14 protein-coding genes are annotated in these 18104 nt (G+C 35.6%); 9 read left to right on the top strand and 5 right to left on the bottom strand.

The window, feature by feature from the left end:
- Positions 1-7 precede the first annotated feature (7 nt).
- The 7 genes from DYE60_RS02380 (at position 8) to DYE60_RS02350 (ending at position 12211) form a co-directional block, all read left to right on the top strand.
- Entirely contained in the window at positions 8-265 is a 258-nt protein-coding gene (locus DYE60_RS02380) for a YcgL domain-containing protein (RefSeq protein WP_115315040.1), read from the top strand.
- Positions 266-476: 211 nt separating this feature from the next.
- Positions 477-2198 (top strand): autotransporter assembly complex protein TamA, encoded by a 1722-nt coding sequence (gene tamA, locus DYE60_RS02375; protein WP_115315039.1) that lies wholly within the window; start codon positions 477-479, stop codon positions 2196-2198.
- 61 nt (positions 2199-2259) lie between these two features.
- A complete protein-coding gene (tamB, locus tag DYE60_RS02370) occupies positions 2260-5871 on the top strand; it encodes an autotransporter assembly complex protein TamB (protein WP_115315038.1) in 3612 nt (1203 codons plus the stop codon).
- Between the two features lie 39 nt (positions 5872-5910).
- Positions 5911-7674 (top strand): heme ABC transporter permease/ATP-binding protein CydD, encoded by a 1764-nt coding sequence (cydD, locus tag DYE60_RS02365; protein WP_115315037.1) that lies wholly within the window; start codon positions 5911-5913, stop codon positions 7672-7674.
- A 1-nt stretch (position 7675) separates the two neighbouring features.
- A complete protein-coding gene (cydC, locus tag DYE60_RS02360; protein ID WP_115315036.1) occupies positions 7676-9343 on the top strand; it encodes a heme ABC transporter ATP-binding protein/permease CydC in 1668 nt (555 codons plus the stop codon).
- A 75-nt stretch (positions 9344-9418) separates the two neighbouring features.
- Complete coding sequence (gene mnmC / locus DYE60_RS02355; RefSeq protein WP_115315035.1) at positions 9419-11419, top strand: bifunctional tRNA (5-methylaminomethyl-2-thiouridine)(34)-methyltransferase MnmC2/FAD-dependent 5-carboxymethylaminomethyl-2-thiouridine(34) oxidoreductase MnmC1; 2001 nt, start codon at positions 9419-9421, stop codon at positions 11417-11419.
- A 39-nt stretch (positions 11420-11458) separates the two neighbouring features.
- Positions 11459-12211 carry a class I SAM-dependent methyltransferase gene (locus tag DYE60_RS02350; RefSeq protein WP_115315034.1) on the top strand — a complete coding sequence of 251 codons (753 nt, stop codon included), beginning with the start codon at positions 11459-11461 and terminating at the stop codon, positions 12209-12211.
- Positions 12212-12285: 74 nt separating this feature from the next.
- On the opposite strand, the gene panF is transcribed toward DYE60_RS02350, so the two are convergent.
- From panF to metJ, 3 genes are all read right to left on the bottom strand, one after another.
- Complete coding sequence (panF, locus tag DYE60_RS02345) at positions 12286-13713, bottom strand: sodium/pantothenate symporter (RefSeq protein ID WP_115315033.1); 1428 nt, start codon at positions 13711-13713, stop codon at positions 12286-12288.
- The gene (locus DYE60_RS02340) at positions 13703-13948 is read right to left on the bottom strand and encodes a YhdT family protein (RefSeq protein ID WP_115315032.1); all 246 of its coding nucleotides are present in this window, start codon (positions 13946-13948) and stop codon (positions 13703-13705) included. Before DYE60_RS02340 ends, panF begins: the two co-directional genes overlap by 11 nt.
- A gap of 62 nt (positions 13949-14010) precedes the next feature.
- Entirely contained in the window at positions 14011-14328 is a 318-nt protein-coding gene (gene metJ / locus DYE60_RS02335) for a met regulon transcriptional regulator MetJ (RefSeq protein ID WP_115315031.1), read from the bottom strand.
- Between the two features lie 135 nt (positions 14329-14463).
- Between metJ and DYE60_RS02330 the strand changes: the two genes are divergently transcribed.
- Together DYE60_RS02330 and DYE60_RS02325 are read left to right on the top strand one after the other, a co-directional pair.
- Positions 14464-15216, top strand: coding sequence for an MlaA family lipoprotein (locus tag DYE60_RS02330; RefSeq protein WP_115315030.1), 753 nt, complete (start codon positions 14464-14466; stop codon positions 15214-15216).
- 1 nt (position 15217) lies between these two features.
- Positions 15218-16228: a glycosyltransferase family 9 protein gene (locus DYE60_RS02325; protein ID WP_115315029.1), complete on the top strand. Its 1011-nt coding sequence runs from the start codon at positions 15218-15220 to the stop codon at positions 16226-16228.
- Between the two features lie 56 nt (positions 16229-16284).
- Here the strand turns inward: DYE60_RS02325 and DYE60_RS02320 are convergent, their stop codons facing one another.
- Together DYE60_RS02320 and DYE60_RS02315 are read right to left on the bottom strand one after the other, a co-directional pair.
- On the bottom strand, positions 16285-17046 hold the full coding sequence (locus tag DYE60_RS02320) for a glycosyltransferase family 2 protein (RefSeq protein WP_115315028.1): 762 nt from the start codon (positions 17044-17046) through the stop codon (positions 16285-16287).
- Between the two features lie 9 nt (positions 17047-17055).
- On the bottom strand, positions 17056-18102 hold the full coding sequence (locus DYE60_RS02315) for a TIGR01620 family protein (RefSeq protein WP_115315027.1): 1047 nt from the start codon (positions 18100-18102) through the stop codon (positions 17056-17058).
- Between the last annotated feature and the right edge of the window lie 2 nt (positions 18103-18104).

The raw sequence follows: 18104 nt of genomic DNA, 5'->3' as shown, positions 1-18104 counted from the left end.
AAACAGAATGATTTGTGCAATTTATAGAAGCTCTAAAAAGGAAGGAATGTATTTATATATTGAAAAGAAAGAGGATTTTTCATCTCTTCCTGAGGAATTATTAAACAGTTTTGGAAAGCCGCAATTTGCAATGTTGTTTAACCTTAAAGGGGAAAAGCAGCTTAGAATTGCTTCTAATGATGAAGTATTAAATACGATCAAGCAACAAGGCTTTTATTTACAAGTTCCGCCACTTCCTGAAAATTTATTAAATTCATTAAAATAATCAATGTTAACCCATTCTTCCTTTATCATTTCAAAGGAAGAATGACGATTGTTCCAGTCTTATTTTCCATTTTAATGCTAAACAAACTAAAATCTTCTCTAAAAATATCAACTATTTCTCAAAAATCGCATCTGCATATTTAAAATCATTGATTTTCCAGCTATCATAGACGGCTAGATTTCTTTTTATTGAACGTTGAGGGTAAGTTTTAATGAATATTCGTACTATTGCTGGTCTTATAGGGATCTGTATACCTATTGTGTCGTGGGCAGGAAAAGGCGTTCAATTAGATGTAAAAGGCATCAAAAATCCCAATGTTTTAAAAAACGTCACACTTTATTTATCACAAATTGATAAACAAGAAGCCGATGGTTCAGAGCGTTATAAACATTTAGTCACTCAAATGGCCGATAAAGCATTGCGTGCCGAAGGTTATTATCACTCAAAATTTGAGTTCAATAATAATAAAGATAAATTAAACCTTAATGTTACTCTCAATAAACCTGTTCGTTTAAATGAACGTAATATTAAAATTATTGGCGAAGCGACAGAAAATAAAGACTTTCAAAACTTAATCACTAAACAGGTACCGAAAAAAGGCACAATATTAAATCACGGTACTTATGATAGCTTTAAATCTAAATTAGAAAATCTTGCACAAACGGAAGGTTATTTTGATAGCCGCTGGCTGTACCATCGTTTAGAGGTTTATCCAACTCAATATTTAGCAAACTGGCAACTTGGTTATGACAGTGGCAAACGCTATCATTATGGACAAATCACTTTTAAAGATAGTCAAATTGATCAAGATTATCTTGAAAATGTATTAAAAATTAAATCTGGTGATCCTTACTTAATGTCTGATCTTTCAACATTAACCAACGACCTCTCTTCAAGTAAATGGTTTTCAAGTGTTTTAGTAGAACCTAAAAAACGCTCAGATTCACAGCTTGTGGATCTTGATGTATTACTTTTACCAAAGAAAAAAAATCAAATTGAAATTGGGATTGGTTATGAAACAGAAGTTGGACCTCACTTACAATTTAACTGGAAAAAGCCTTGGCTTAATCAATATGGGCATAGTATAGAAACTCATACTTATGTTTCAAAACCAAAACAAACTATTGATTTTGCCTATAATTGGCCTTTAAAAGTACATCCATTGTCTTACTATTATCAAGTTGCAGCCTCATTGGAACACGAAGATCTCAATGATATTCGCTACTCTGCTTCAACCTTAAGTTTTCAACGCTTTTGGAATAGACCAAAAAGCTGGTCTTATAATTTAGGTTTAAAAATGCGTTACGATAGTTTTGAGGAAGGCAATAAGCGTCATAAAACATTTTTACTTTATCCAACAGCCTCATTTAAACGCATTCGTTCAGATGGTAATGCATTTCCACAATGGGGGGATTCACAAACTGTGACGGTAAACTATGCCGATACAGCATTAAAATCAGATGTTAGTTTTTATAGTATCAAAGCCTCTACCGCTTGGGTAAGAACCTACTATGCCAATCATCGTGTTTATCTAAGGGCAGAGTTGGGATATTTACACAGTAATGAATTTGAAAAAATTCCTGTAGCATTACGTTTTTTTGCTGGGGGCGATAATAGTGTTAGAGGCTTTGGCTACAAACAGATCTCGCCCAAAGATCCCCAAACAGGTAAGTTGATTGGTGCATCTCGACTTGCAACTGCAACCGCTGAATATCAATACCAATTTTTACCCAATTGGTGGGGAGCGACTTTCTATGATACAGGTTTAGCCGCAGATAATTTTAATAAAAAATATCTTAATTCTGGTGTCGGTTTAGGTATTCGTTGGATTTCTCCGATTGGAGCAATCAAATTTGATATTGCTAAGCCTGTGAAATCAACAGAAAATAAAAATGGTATCCATTACTATATTGGATTAGGTTCAGAACTTTAACAAGTTATTGAATGTCTAATCTCTTTATATTTAATTTAAATTCTAAGTAAGTTGAAAGAATATGAACGATATAACAGAATTACCTCAAACAGAAGAAACAGAACGCCCAATAAAAACAAAAAGTAGATGGCGTTGGCTTGGTTATTTTTTCTTAGTCCTTGTTTCTATTTTTATTATTGTAATGGGTTTATTAACAACCAGCTTTGGACAACGTCAAGCTATCCTTTTAGCGAATAGATTAGTCGATCAACTTTCTATTTCAGAGGTTTCAGGTAATTTACAAGATGGACTAATTCTAAAAAATTCCCAATTTAAAATGGACGGTGTTAATGTCAAATTAAAAGAGGCAAATTTAAAATTAGATTTTAATTGCGTACTCGATTCAAAAGTATGTGTTGATCGTATTCAGTTACAAGATCCAACGATCCTTATTGATACAGCTAAACTGCCAAAGAGTAAAGCTGATCATACGAATAAAGTCATTAAATTTAATTTACCTATACCAATTTCAGCACAACAACTGTCTGTACACAATTTACATCTAAAAATTGATGAAACAGAACTTGATGTACAAAGTTTCACATCTGGTATTCAAGGAAAAGGTAAAGACTTAACCTTACAACCAACTAATATCCAAAATATTAGTTTATTGCTACCACCACAAGCGGTCAAATCTGAACAAAAATTTGCAAAAAATGAAAAGAATATGACCGCTTCTAATAAAAAGAAATTTGATATAGCAGCATTAAAAGATCGTCTTGCACAGCCTTTATTGACATTACCAAATGAAATTGCTATTCCATTGAATTTAGCCATTTTACAATTTAATGTTAAAAATATAGAGATTAAACAAGCGATTAAAGATCACGCTCCTAAATCGTTAATCAATATACATTCTGTTGCTATTAAAAAATCACAACTTAAAGATCAACAACTTGATTTAACCACTTTTTCTGTTACAAGTGATAAAGGTAATATTGATGCACAAGGAAAAATAATCTTAAAAGAGAGCTATCCTCTTGATTGGAAAATCAATGCAGATACCCCTTTATTTGAAGAATTGAAACTACCAGCATCTCAGGCTGAGATCACGCTTTCAGGTGCATTAAAAGAGAAAACAGTTCTCAAACTAACAACACAAGGGGCATTAACGAGCAAACTTAAAGGACATATTCAATTAAGCAAACCAAAAGCACCTTTTAAATTACATTTAACTAGCCCTAAGATTTTATATCCTTTTATTAAAGATAAACAAAAAAGCGAGCAATTTAATGCTCAAAATATTATGTTTAATTTAGACGGCAATTTATTAAATTACAATATTGATTTAGTTGCCAAATTGCTCGATCAACCTTTATCCCTTACAGGTAAACTTGCAAGCACGGATAAAGCGTGGATAGACGTACAAAATACGCTGTTTTTATACGGAAAAAATGAAATCAAAATGCACGGTCTAATTGGAGAGAATTCTGATTTCCACACTAATATTTCTGCTCCTGATTTAACAGGGTTAGTGCCTCACTTAAATGCAACGCTAAATGGTACATTGAATTTAAAAGGTAATGTAACTCAACCTAACATTGATTTAGATCTCATTGCTAAAAATGTAAATTATAAAAATTTAACCTTACGATACTTAACCACGAAAGGGCATATTTCGAGTGATGAACAAATAAAAGGTCATTTAAAAGCAAAATTAGATAAATTCAATTATAACGATATAAAAATAAATGATGCCGATCTTAATATTACAGGAACAGAAAAAGAGCATCATTTGACCTTAATCTCTAATGGTTCGCCTGTGGCAGGAAATTTGCAAATTTCTGGAAAATTTGACCGCTTATTACAACAATGGCGTGGTACTATACAAAATGTTAATGTCCAATCTCCTGTTGGTGTATTTAAAAATCAGCAAGATGTAAAAATAACCTATCTACATAAATTAAATCAGGCAGAAATATCTGCCCACTGTTGGCAAAATAAGAATATCGATCTCTGTTTTCCACATCAATTTAGTGTTGGAAAGGCTGGATCCGTACCTTTTAATATAACAAAGCTCAACCTAGATATTATCAAACCTTATTTAGATAAGAAAACCCAACTTAATGGCATTATTGAGGTTGTGGGTAATGCTCAATGGTTTAAAAATAAACCACCACAAATTGAAGTTGAAGCAAAATCAGAGCTTATTGGGATAAATCATAAAATTGACTATCGTCATTTTCCAATCACTGTTATGCCATTAAAACTTTCGGCAAAATTGCTTGATAATAATTTGAAAGTAAACACTGTTGCTCAAATAAAAAACAACGGTATATTAACCAGTGAATTAACCATTCAAGATATTACAGGACAACGTTATCTAGATGGATTTTTGAATATTGATGATATAGATATTAAATTACTAAAACCATTACTTTCAAAAAGTGAACATGTAAAAGGTAAAATAAATGCGAATCTAACTTTTGCTGGTACAACAACATCTCCTCTTTTAAATGGCGAATTAAATTTGAGTCAACTTAATGTTCGTGCTTACACTTTACCTTTTGATGTTACAGAAGGTTATTTAAAAATGTTATTTAAAGGTACACATTCAACCTTAGACGGCGGTATCAAGTCGCCTAATGGTCAACTTTCTTTAACTGGCGATGCAGATTGGACTGATTTAGCAAATTGGAAAACGCGAGTACACGCATCAACTGAAAGTGAAAACTTCCGTTTGAATATTCCAAATATGGCAAAATTAGATGTTGTTACTGAAATTGAAGTCAGTGCAACGCCACAAAAACTCACTTTAAATGGGGATATTTTTATTCCTTGGGCAAGAGTTGAAATTGAAGCTCTCCCTGAAAACACCATCAGTGTAAGTAGTGATGAAGTGATTATGGATGGCTCAATGCGCAATAAAAATGAATTGCTTAAAAAATTGCCTCAAAAAGATAATTCAATGGCAATTGAAGCCAATGTGAATATCCGCCTTGCTGAAGATGAAGTTAAACTAAATGCTTATGGCTTAAAAACAGATCTAAATGGAACAATCAAAGTTTCACAAGGTGAAAAAGGACTTGGTCTTTATGGGCAAATTTTCTTAGATAAAGGAACATATAATTCTTTTGGGCAAAATTTGGTTATTCGTAAGGGAAGTATTATTTTCGCTGGCATTCCTTCTCAACCAAGTTTAAATATTGAAGCAATCCGTAATCCAGAAGCAATTGAAGACAACAATGTAACAGCTGGTGTAAAAATTACAGGTGTTGCTGATGCTCCACAGGTAACCGTTTTCTCTGAACCTGCAATGTCAAAAGCAAATGCTCTTTCTTATATTCTAACAGGACGAGGGTTAGAAAATAGCAGTGAAGCAGGATCTCAAAACTCTATCGCAGCGGCAGCAATCGGACTAGGATTATCACAAAGTAGTAAATTAGTCGGAAATATTGGAAATACTTTTGGTATTCACGATCTGCATGTGACCACAGCAGGAATTGGCGATAACACCAAAGTGGTGGTAAGCGGTAGTTTAACGCCTAAATTTAAAGTAAAATACGGTACGGGTATTTTTGCTGCATTATCAGAATTAACTTTACGTTACCGCCTTGCACCACAACTCTACTTACAATGGGTGTCAAGCGTCAACCAAACTGTTGATTTAATGTATAAATTTGAATTTGATTAACACTTTTATGAAAAAAGTAATTTTATTATAGGTTTTTAAATGGATAAACAACGCCAGAAACATCTTCAAAAATGGTTAAAACAACAACAAAAAATTATTAAAAAATTAACTTATCTAAATATTACATTAGGGTTTCTCGGTGGCTTATTCACCATTGCTCAAATGGCGATTTTAGCGATTATTTTGCATAATTTGATTAGTTTGAAACAGATTCCTTCATCATTTTATTTACTCTTGTTCACCTTAATAGGCTGTTTTTTCGGACGAGCGTTGATTGTTTGGCTACGTCAAAAAATTGGCTTTAAAGCAGGTATGTTGTTACGCGTTCATTTGCGTAACCAAATTATTGAAAAAATGAATGCTGTTGGTCCAATGATGATGGCTCAAAAACCCGCAGGAAGTTGGGCAACCTTAATTTTAGAACAAGTAGAAAGTTTACATAATTTCTATGCACGTTATCTGCCACAGCAAATGCTGTCGGTGTTAATTCCAATCGCCATTCTTTGTGTCGTATTTCCACTCAACTGGGCAGCAGGCTTAATTCTACTTGGAACTTTGCCTTTATTGCCTTTGTTTATGATTCTCGCGGGGATGAAAGCAGCAGAAGCGAACCAACGTCACATCAATATTTTATCACGTTTGAGTGGGCAATTTTTAGATAAACTAAAAGGCTTAGAAACGATTCGCTTATTTGGTCAAGGCAAACAACATACCGAGCAAATTCATCAAAGTACCGAGCATTTTCGCCTTAGTACGATGGATGTGTTAAAAATGGCATTTCTTTCTTCTGCCGTTTTGGAATTTTTCACTGCAATTTCAATTGCAATTACTGCCGTTTACTTTGGTTTTACTTACCTTAATCAGATTGATTTTGGCAATTATGGGACGGAAGTTACTCTACTTATCGGTTTTCTTTGCTTAATGCTCGCCCCTGAATTTTATCAGCCACTGCGTGAGCTAGGCACGTTTTACCACGATAAAGCGGCGGCTATTGGTGCGGCTGATAGTATTGAAGAATTTTTAACGACGGACGTGATTACTCAGCAACAGGGTACGCAATCATTAACGGATAATAATATTGAAATTCAAGTGACAGATTGTGTCGTGCTATCGCCACAAGGTGCTGCACTTAGCCAACCTTTGAACTTTGAAATTAAACCACAGCAACGCATTGCCATCGTTGGGCAAAGTGGTGCAGGAAAAAGCTCTTTAATGAATATGTTTTTAGGCTTTTTACCTTATCAAGGTTCGGTAAAACTCAATGGTATTGAATTAAAGGATCTTGATATCAAGCAATGGCGAGAAAAATTAGCGTGGATCGGACAAAATCCCCAGTTAATGAAAGGATCGTTAAAGCAAAATATTCTGTTAGGCTGTGATGAATATCACATCTGTGAGGAACAATTAAATCACGCATTAAAACAAGCAAATGCCACCGAATTTGTTGAAAAATTAGGATTAGATTATCAGCTCCAAGAAAATAATATTGGGCTTTCAGGCGGACAGGCTCAGCGTATTGCGATTGCTCGTGCTATTTTGCGTCCATCAACATTCTTATTATTAGATGAACCGACCGCAAGTTTAGATCAGCACGCAGAACAGCAAGTACTGACTGCGTTACATAATCTTAGCGAGCAGAAAACCACACTGATGATCACTCATAGAATTGAAGATCTTAAACAATGCGATAACGTATTGGTAATGAAACAGGGCGAAATCGTGCAACAAGGCACATTTGAACAGCTTGAAAATAAAGGCTATTTTCAACAATTACTCAATTCTCAAATCATAGACAAGGAATAATATGCGATCACTTTTTCCCTTTTTTTCATTGTTAAAAAATCACGCTATCCATTTAATCTTAGGGATTATTTTAGCTATCACAAGCCTAAGTGCGAGCATTGGATTATTAAGTCTATCAGGTTGGTTTTTGGCAGCCTCATCACTTTTTGGCTCAGTAATGGTGTTCAACTTTTTCTATCCATCATCAGGGGTGCGAGGACTAGCTATTGGTCGTACTATCACACGTTATTTTGAACGAATTGTTACCCACGATGCCACATTCAGAGTGCTAGCAACCTTACGAGTAACGGTATTTAAAAAGATTATTCCCCTTAGCCCTGCACAAATCAATCAATATCGTAACAGTGAATTATTAAATTTTATGGTTGCTGATGTAGATACCCTTGACACCCTATATCTCAACCTACTCTCGCCATTTGTGAGTGCCATTATGGTTATTCTCTTTATGGGATTTGGCTTATGGTTTGTCTCGCCAATTATTAGTCTTGTCATTTGTGGCACACTTTTTGCATTATTACTTATTTTTCCAACCGCTTTCTACCATTTAGGGTTAAAAACTGGTAAAACCATTATTGAAGATCGTAGCCATTATCGTGCAAAATTTGTGGAATGGGTGCAACTTCACAGCGAATTTTTACTCTTTGGAATTAACGAAAAAGCGACTCAACAATTACAACAAACCGAGCAAGATTGGATAAAAAGTCAAAGCACTCAAAATCAATTAACCGGCTTATCCAATGCCCTGTTGATTGCGAGTAATGGCTTGCTTGTGACCTTTGTGATTTACCTCTGTGCAACTGCAATTCAACTACCAAATATTGAAAATAATGAGGCTTTAATCGCGTTGGTTCTGTTTTGTACCCTTGCCTCGTTGGAAATTCTCACACCAATTGGTGTCGCATTTTTACATCTTGGGCAAGTGATTACCGCTGCAGAACGTTTAACCAAAGTGACAAACCAATCCCCTATTCAATTTGGTACAAAACAATTTTTGCAAAATAATGTTCAAAATAGCCCACTTATTCAATTTGAGAATGTGAATTTTCATTATAACGAGCAACAAAGCGTCTTAAATGCCTTTAATTTAAGCATTAAACAAGGCGAAAAAGTCGCAATTTTAGGGCAAACTGGCTGTGGTAAAACCTCTATTTTTCAGTTATTAAACCGTAACTATGCCCCAATAAGCGGTCATATTTTTTTGAATAATTGCAAAATTGAAGATTACACCGAAACCGCATTACGCCAAAGTATGATTACCCTTAACCAGCGTGTACATATTTTTAGTAGCTCATTGCGAGATAACTTACTGATTGCAAAACCTGACGCAACAGACAGCGAGCTAATTCAACAGCTCAATAATGTTGGATTAAACCATTTAGTTGAACAACCAGAAGGGTTAAATTTATGGTTAGGCGATGGTGGAAGACCACTCTCGGGCGGTGAACAACGTCGCTTAGGGCTTGCTCGTGTTCTATTACACCCTGCTCAAATTCTGTTACTTGATGAACCAACCGAAGGTTTAGACCGAGAAACCGAACAGCAAATTTTAAACTTAATTTTTGAAACAACCCAAGATAAAACTTTACTGATGATAACTCACAGACTTAGTCAAATGGCACGTTTTGATCGTGTGTATCATTTAGAGAATGGAGCTATCACAATGAATTAACAACGTAGGGGCGTATCGCATACGCCCCTACATTTCAATAATCTATTATCGTTCAGAAAATATAGAGTAATAAAAATGAACAACATAAATTTTGCAACCCTTTCATTTAATGAAACAAACACGCCAGTTTCCACACAATTTGATGATATTTATTTTTCAACCCAAGACGGTCTTGCAGAAAGCATTTATGTCTTTCAAGAAGGCAATCAGTTATGGGAAAAATGGCAAAATCATACACTTGCGTTTTTTGTGATTGCAGAAACAGGTTTCGGTACAGGATTAAACTTTTTTGCGGTGGCAGAAAAATTCCAGCAATTTAAACAACAAAATCCGACGCATATATTACAACGTTTATATTTTATCTCTTTTGAGAAATATCCTTTAACTTCGCAACAATTAACGCAAGTTCACAGCAATTACCCACAATTTGCAAATTTTTCAAAAAATTTAACCGCTTGTTGGAATGTCTGGCAAACAGGTTGCCAACGTTATCATTTTGACCATATTTATTTAGATCTCTGGTTCGGAGATATTTTAGACAACCTGCCACAACTGGGCGATTTATATAATGATAAAATTGATGCGTGGTTTTTAGATGGCTTTGCACCTGATAAAAATCCACAAATGTGGTGTGAAAGGTTATATCAGCAAATGTTTCGCTTAACCAAAAACGGTGGATCATTTGCCACTTTCACAGCGGCAAGTGCGGTGCGTAAGGGCTTACAAGCGGTTGGATTTGAAGTTAAAAAACGCAAAGGTTTTGGTAAAAAGCGGGAAATGTTATGGGGAGAGAAACCGCAACAAAGTGAAAAACCAGCCATTAACGTGCCTTATTATTATCAACAACCACAAGCTGAAACGGACGATATTGCGATTGTTGGGGGCGGAATTGCAAGCCTATTTTTAAGTTTATCTTTATTAGAAAAAGGCAAAAAAGTGACTTTATATTGCAAAGATAATGCCCTCGCTCAAAATGCCTCAGGCAATCTACAAGGGGCAATTTATCCGCAACTTAGCGATGACGATGAACGAAATATCCGCTTTTATGTGCATAGCTTTGATTATGCATTGCAACGTATTCAACAGTTAGAGCCACAAATTGATTTTGAACATAATTTAAGTGGCGTGGCGATTTATGGCTACAATCAGAAAAATCAGGATAAACTACAAAAGCTTGCTGATCTTAATTATGACTTATCTTTATTTGAATTATGTAATGCAGAACAATTAAGTGAAAAAATTGGCTTGCCTGTCACAAATGGCGGAGGCTTTATTCCTCGTGCGGGGTGGTTATCGCCAATTCAATTTGTACAAAATAGTTTTGCTTATTTAGAGAAAAAAGGCTTAAAAATCGTGCTTAATCACGAAGTGGCTAATCCTATCTTTAAGGATAATCTTTGGCAATGGCAACATAATGGCGAGACCTTTTCTCATCAAACCTTAGTGCTAGCTAACGGACATAAACTCAAAGATTTTGTACAAACAGAAGGTATTCCACTTTATGCGGTGCGTGGACAAGTCAGTCAATTTCCAACAACCGCTGAACTACAAAAATTAAAAACCGTTTTATGTTACGACGGTTATTTAACCCCTGTTTCTGCACAAGGAACACATTGTATTGGGGCGAGCCACGTGCGAGATAATACGGATACCCATTTCAGTTTAGAAGAACATCAGCAAAATATTGCAAAATTACAACAAAATATGACCGCTTGCGAATGGAATCAAGGAATTGATTACTCTCAAAATCTCGCCAGAATAGGTGTGAGAGCCACATTAAGGGATCGTATTCCAATGGTGGGATTAGTAGGAGATTTAGACAAACAGCGAGAGCAATATAATAATTTATTCAACCTTCGCCGTCTCAGAAAACCAATTGAAACTGCGGCTGTTTATCCGCAACTTTATACTATTGTTGGTTTAGGATCTCGTGGCTTAACCACTGCTCCACTGCTTGGCGAACTGCTTGCGAGTCAGATTTGTAATGAACCGATCCCATTAAGTGAAGATTTATGGCACGCCTTAAATCCAAATCGAGTATGGTTAAGAAAGCAATTAAAAGGTACGCCAGTTTAACACTAGGCATTAAATATAATTTAAAATTTTATAAAAACGATGAAAAAAAGCATTTACGATACCCCAATTTTCTTTGAACGTTATCAGCAACTGAGAAAAAATCCTATCAGCCTAAATGAGATTGTTGAAAAACCGACAATGTTTAGTTTGTTACCTGATTTAACTCATAAGCGAGTATTAGATTTAGGCTGTGGTACGGGCGAACATTTATCTTATTACTTAACCCAACAGGCGAATTTTGTGATGGGAGTTGATCTCTCAGCGGCAATGATTGAACAAGCAAAACAAAATTTTGCAAAAAATCAGCAAAATCCGACCGCTTATGCTTTTCAAACATTGCCAATGGAACAACTTGATACCTTAGAACAAAGTAACTTTGATATTATTACCAGCTCTTTTGCTTTTCATTACATTGAAGATTTTGGGTTGCTGTTGGATCATATTAAGCAAAAACTTGCCCCAAATGGTTATCTGATTTTTTCACAAGAACACCCAATTGTTACTGCACATAAGCAAGGGGATCGTTGGGAAAAAGATGAAAATAAACAGCAAGTAGCTTATCGTTTAAATCATTATCGAGAAGAAGGATTGCGAGAAAGAAACTGGTTTAAACAGCCTTTTAAAACCTATCATCGCACAATGGCGACCATTTTAAATACGCTTATTCAAGCGGGCTTTGACATTGAAGAAGTGTCTGAACCAATGTTACAAGAACAACCACAGTGGCACGATGAGTTTAAAGATCTACGTCACCGTCCACCGTTGTTATTTATTAGAGCAAAATTAAAATAAATCGCTCGGTTGCTGAGCCTGTCGAAGCACGAACATTACCCTTCGACAAGCTCAGGGAACTAAACATAAAATCGTTAATCAGACTTTTTACCAAATTGATTGCCAATCAAAAACGCAATCAATCCTACGATAATCGCTGGCACAATGGTGTGAAAACTGAAAAATTTAATGCCTGTTATCACTAAAAATCCATAACTTGCTAAGCCACCAATCATCGAGAAAATCGCCCCCATTGCGTTGGCGTTTTTCCATAAAAAGCCAAGTAAAATCACCCAAAAGAACGTCGCTTCTAATCCGCCAAGTGCATTAAGGTTAAGCCAAATTAACATTTCAGGAGGATTCATTGCCGCAATAATCAATAAGACTGTAAAAATAAGCGTTGTTAGGGTTGAGAGATTTTTAATTTTGGCTTCATTTTGAATGGCATTTGGTTTGATCGCAATATATAAATCTTTAATTAAGGTTGAAGAGGCTTGAATTAACATTGAATCAATCGAAGACATTATCGCAGCCATCGGAGCAGCTAGAAAAATACCTGCAACCATCGGTGGCATAACTTGTAACATTAAGGTTGGGATAATTTTATCCGACACGGTTAAATTCGGATCTAACGCCCGTCCTAGCACGCCTGATAAGTGCATTCCCAGCATTAAAAATGCCACTACCACCGTACCAATAATAATACCTTGATGTAATGCTTTGCTGTCTTTGTATGCCATACTACGCACAATTAAGTTGGGTAATCCCATAATGCCAAAACAAACTAACACCCAAAAAGAGAGCATAAAAGTAAAATCAAGCGGACGAGATTCAATGCCATAGGGCGTAGTTAAATTCGGATCAATCGTTTCTAAGGTTGTGATGGCATTCTCAATACCACCTGTTGCATAAATGACACCGCCAAGTAGCAAAGTGGTACCCACGATCATCACCACACCTTGAATGGTATCCGTTAGCACCACAGCACGAAAACCACCAATAAAAGTATAAATACCAACAGTTAACGCAAAAATTAAAATAGCCGTTTGATAAGGAATACCTAAGATTGTTTCAAGCAAACGTCCCGCACCAAAGAATTGCACCGTCATCATCGCAAAGAAAGAAATTAACAGCGAGAAACTGGCGATCCAGACCACAAAACGATTTTTATAACGAGCATAAAGCAGATCGTTGATCGTCACACTTTGAGTTTTGCGAGCTAAAATGGCTAACCGCTTCCCTAGTACGCCTAAAGTCAAAATCACCACTGGCACTTGAATCATTGCCAATAGCACCCAGCCTAAACCGAATTTATAAGCAGCCCCCGGTCCACCAATAAAAGAACTCGCTCCCACATAAGTTGCCGCCGTTGTCATCGCTAACACAAAGCCCGACATTGAACGGCTACCCATATAATACTCGTTTAAAAAACTTTGTCCTTGACGTTTTTGATAAGCATAAAAAGCGACACCAAATACAAAAAGCAGGTAAACGATTAAAGGAATTAACATATCAAGACTCATTATTTACCTCTAAATCAATCTCTTTAAACAGTAATTTCACCACAGCGATCGTGATAAAAATAAATAAGATGGGAAAGTAAATACAAGCGAACTCAAACCAAATAGGAAAACCAAGTAGACCTTTACCTGTTGGTGAAAAATAGCCAAACCCAACCCAGCCGATGATATAAAAAACGGTCAAAAATAAAGACCAGCGAGCTTCTTTAACAAGCTGCTGTGTCGCTAAAAATTTCATTATTTCCCCTTTGAAGCGGTGATATTTTTATAAGAATTTGCAAAAATTTTTATGACTAAAAATCAATATTGCCAATCTTTTGGATCAATGCCAAGTTCTTGCATTTTTAGTTTTGCTGCTTCTGGAATTTCATCGTGACGTGCTTTCATTAAGTCTTCATCGGTTGGAAGTGGTTGCCCTGTAAATGCGTGTAAAAATGCTTCACAAAGTAACTCACTATTTGTGGCGTGGCGAAGGTTATTGATCTGACGACGAGTACGCTCATTGGTTAAAATTTCTAATACCTTTACGGGTATAGAAACCGTCACTTTGCGTACTTGCTCACTTTTTTTACCGTGTTCAACATAAGGGCTAATATATTCGCCGTTCCAATCTGCCATTTAAATTCCTTACAATTTAATAAATTAGGGGTAATTCTAACAAATAATGAATATAGCCGTCTAGACTTCTTATGATTTTGTTGGTGTTTAGAGCAAATTTAAGTAAAATAAGCGAACTTACACAGGAGAGTAAATATGAAATTTAAACAAATCTTGAAAAAAACAACGCTGATTCTAGCAATCGCAGCTATTACTGCCTGCTCTTCCCTTGATTCCGATGGTGTGAGAAAAGATCCATTAGAAGGTTTTAATCGAGCAATGTGGGCAGTAAATTATAATGTACTTGATCCTTATATTCTAAAACCTGTCGCAAAAGGCTGGCGTGACTATGTACCAAGTCCAATCAAAACAGGGCTAACTAATGTTTCAAGCAATCTAAGCGAACCCGCAAGTTTCTTAAACCGTTTACTACAAGGTGATGGACAAAAAGCAATGGTGCATTTTAACCGTTTCTGGATCAATAGTACCTTCGGCTTAGGGGGCTTGATTGACTTCGCAAGCGAAATGAACGGATTAAAATTAGAAGAAGTAAGAACGTTTTCTCATACATTAGGAAAATATGGAATGGGTGACGGTCCTTATGTTATGTTACCAGTTTTAGGCCCAAAATCACCTCGTGATTTACTTTCAGAAGTAGATTATACCTACCCAGTATTATCACTTTTAAGCTTACCTGCAACTATTGGTAAGAAAGTGATTGATGCGGTGGATACTCGCTCAAAACTACTTAATCAAGATGAAATGTTGAAGCAATCGCAAGATCCTTACATCACATTCCGTGAAGCCTATTTTCAGCATAAAAACTTTGAATTACGTGATGGAAAAGCCAAAGAGCAAAATGTTCAAGAACGTAAATTTTCAGAATCTGAATTGATGGACATTGATTAAAATGAAAAAATTACTTGTCATCAGAAACGATAAATTAGGGGATTTTATGTTAGCTTGGCCCGCTTTTGCGATGCTAAAACAGTCTATGCCTGATACAAAATTAGTCGCTCTTGTGCCATCTTATACAGCCCAAATAGCGAAGGTTTGCCCCTATTTAGATGAAGTCATTATTGATACCAAAGAACTCGGCGAAACTATTTTAGAGGTGAAAAAATATCAATTTGATGGTGTTATTAGTTTTTTCTCTAATTTTGATAATGCAAAGCTTGTATGGAAAGCGAAAATTCCTTACCGCTTAGCTCCAGCAACAAAACTATTTCAATTTCTTTATAATCATCGTTTAACACAACGCCGTTCACATTCTAAGAAAGCGGAATTTGAATATAATCTTGATTTAGCTAGAGAATTTTTGAGACAACAAAATATAACGATTGTTGAACCACAACGTCCTTATTTATCTTTTGATGAAATTTCATTGCAACAGCAAAAAGACAAATTAAGTTCTCAGCTCAAACTTGATCAAAATAAAAAATGGTTATTTGTGCATTCAAGCACAGGGGGATCTGCAAACAGTCTATCCTTGCAGCAATATACGGATCTTGTAAAGGCCATTTTAGCACATTATGATTGCCAAGTGATTTTAACCGCAGGCCCAAATGAAGGTGAAAAAGCAAATTCTTTGGCGACACAAATCAATGATGAACGTGTTGTTGTTTATGATAAGAATGAGGGAATGGTTGATTTTTCTTGCTCGTTAGCCTGTTCTGATTTATTCATTTCGGGTTCAACAGGTCCGTTGCATATTTGTGGAGCATTGGATATTCCAACTATCGGTTTTTATCCAAGTAACCGTAGTGCCTCGCCAATTCGCTGGCAGCCAACCAATAATCCAAATAATCACATTTCTTTTTGTCCACCCGCAACGAAAGAGACAGAAAAAGATTTAACGGTTATTTCCATTCCAGCAGCATTAGACACTATTCTGCCATTTATTAAGAAAATATGGCAATAATGATAAGCGGTTATATTTTGTGAAAAATTTGCAAAATATAACCGTTTGATTGAATTTTATTTATCCTGTGTACGAACCCATAGGTCTGCATATTTCACAAAAGTTGAATGAGTTGAAAGTAACGCAAGAAGTAAACCTTGTTTACCATCTAAAAATCCCGCTTTTAAAATATACATTTTAATGAAGCAACCTAAGGCGTGAGTAATACCTTGAAATAATGTTGCTTTTTTCCCAGCTCGCTGTTTTTGCTCAGCCCAAGCTTTCGCATAGCCCGCTGATTTTACTAAATAATGATGAAGATCTTTATAAGTAAAATGTAATAAATCACCTGTTAACTTCACAACCTCAGTTTGGCTTGGATACTCTACTTTTTCGTGAACAAGCGAATCATTATAATGAGCAAAATTTGTTTTATATAAACGCACCACATAATCAGGATACCAACCACTATGACGAATTTCACGTCCAAACACTTCACTTAAACGCCCAATAGAATAAACAACATTAGATTTATCTTCTTTGACAACTTGAATGATAGACTGCTTTAATTCTTCGGTTACTCGCTCATCCGCATCAATCCAGAAAACATAATCACTAGTAATATATTGTTGTGCTAGCTGACGCTGTTTTCCGAAACCTTGCCAATCAGTATTGGTATAAAATTTTGCATCGTATTCACGTGCAATCTGCTCTGTTTTATCGGTGCTTCCTGAATCTAAAATGACAATTTCATCAACCCAATCTTTGACGGTATCTAAACATTGTGCAAGATCTTGTTGCTCATTTTTGACAATCATTGCAACGCTAAGTGTTGGCATAATTTATTCCTATCTTAATATTGTTTGTTTTTCTTTTTCAGATGACTGACTAAATAAAGTTGTTCTGAGTGAACTCAATAATTCTTGACGTACCACTGATAATTTAGGGCGTTCATTCGCTTGAAATACGACTGGGCGACAAAATTCTATCGCTTTGATTCCAAGTCTTGCAGAAAGTAGACCAACACCAATTCCTTGTGCGGCACGCATTGAGAATTTAGCAGTTAAGTTTTGTGAAAAATAATCCATTCCAATATCGCTCGCAATCTCTGTTGCACCTGCAAATGCCATATTGGTTAATACCATTTTAAACAATTTTAAACGACTAAAATAGCCCAGCTCCATTCCGTAAACTCGGGTAATTTTATTCACTAATGCAATATTTCGCCACGCGACCATTAACACATCAACCACTGCTAATGGGCTAACCGCCACAATAATTGCATTTTCAGTCGCACTTTTGCTGATCAACTGTTTTACTTGTTTATCAAGTGGTTTCAAAATATCTTCATTAAACAAGTAAAACACTTCCTGTGAATTATAGGCTTCATCAAGTTGATTTTGCCAATTTTGTGCAGATTGCTCTGTAACAGGCAAAGTTTTTAAAATATTTTTGCAAAATTTAACAGTAATTTCACCGCTTGTTGATGACGGATCATTGAGTAGCAATTCACTTGTTTGTTGATTTTTTTGATGTTTACGCAAATAAACCAACTTACGCCACTCTGAAATAATCGCACCTATTCCCGCCAAGCTGATACCAAAAAATCCTATCGCAAACACAAAGTAAATCCATTGATGCTGTAACCAAGTATCAATTAACCATTGAATACTTTGAGCAAAAATAGCAAAACCTAATAATAAAAATGCACCAAGCAATAAACGTACCCAAAATCGAGACGGTTTTAAACTTTTCTCAATAATCAGATCAGCAGTAGTTTCTTCAACGTATTCTTTTTCAACTTCAACAACAAAATCACCTTCTAAAAATTCTTTTTTAGGTTGAATTTCAGGTTCATTTGAAGGGATTTCTGTACTAAAAATACGTTTTTTCATAA

It is taken from the genome of Phocoenobacter uteri (genome assembly GCF_900454895.1).
Taxonomy (GTDB): Bacteria; Pseudomonadota; Gammaproteobacteria; order Enterobacterales; family Pasteurellaceae; genus Phocoenobacter; species Phocoenobacter uteri.
This window is presented reverse-complemented; position numbering and strand designations above follow the sequence as displayed.

Bases quoted from the DNA above. Each gene is read 5' to 3' on its own strand.
- DYE60_RS02380 (WP_115315040.1), top strand. From the start codon at position 8: ATGATTTGTGCAATTTATAGAAGCTCTAAAAAGGAAGGAATGTATTTA.
- tamA (WP_115315039.1), top strand. From the start codon at position 477: ATGAATATTCGTACTATTGCTGGTCTTATAGGGATCTGTATACCTATT.
- tamB (WP_115315038.1), top strand. From the start codon at position 2,260: ATGAACGATATAACAGAATTACCTCAAACAGAAGAAACAGAACGCCCA.
- cydD (WP_115315037.1), top strand. From the start codon at position 5,911: ATGGATAAACAACGCCAGAAACATCTTCAAAAATGGTTAAAACAACAA.
- cydC (WP_115315036.1), top strand. From the start codon at position 7,676: ATGCGATCACTTTTTCCCTTTTTTTCATTGTTAAAAAATCACGCTATC.
- mnmC (WP_115315035.1), top strand. From the start codon at position 9,419: ATGAACAACATAAATTTTGCAACCCTTTCATTTAATGAAACAAACACG.
- DYE60_RS02350 (WP_115315034.1), top strand. From the start codon at position 11,459: ATGAAAAAAAGCATTTACGATACCCCAATTTTCTTTGAACGTTATCAG.
- panF (WP_115315033.1), bottom strand. From the start codon at position 13,713: ATGAGTCTTGATATGTTAATTCCTTTAATCGTTTACCTGCTTTTTGTA.
- DYE60_RS02340 (WP_115315032.1), bottom strand. From the start codon at position 13,948: ATGAAATTTTTAGCGACACAGCAGCTTGTTAAAGAAGCTCGCTGGTCT.
- metJ (WP_115315031.1), bottom strand. From the start codon at position 14,328: ATGGCAGATTGGAACGGCGAATATATTAGCCCTTATGTTGAACACGGT.
- DYE60_RS02330 (WP_115315030.1), top strand. From the start codon at position 14,464: ATGAAATTTAAACAAATCTTGAAAAAAACAACGCTGATTCTAGCAATC.
- DYE60_RS02325 (WP_115315029.1), top strand. From the start codon at position 15,218: ATGAAAAAATTACTTGTCATCAGAAACGATAAATTAGGGGATTTTATG.
- DYE60_RS02320 (WP_115315028.1), bottom strand. From the start codon at position 17,046: ATGCCAACACTTAGCGTTGCAATGATTGTCAAAAATGAGCAACAAGAT.
- DYE60_RS02315 (WP_115315027.1), bottom strand. From the start codon at position 18,102: ATGAAAAAACGTATTTTTAGTACAGAAATCCCTTCAAATGAACCTGAA.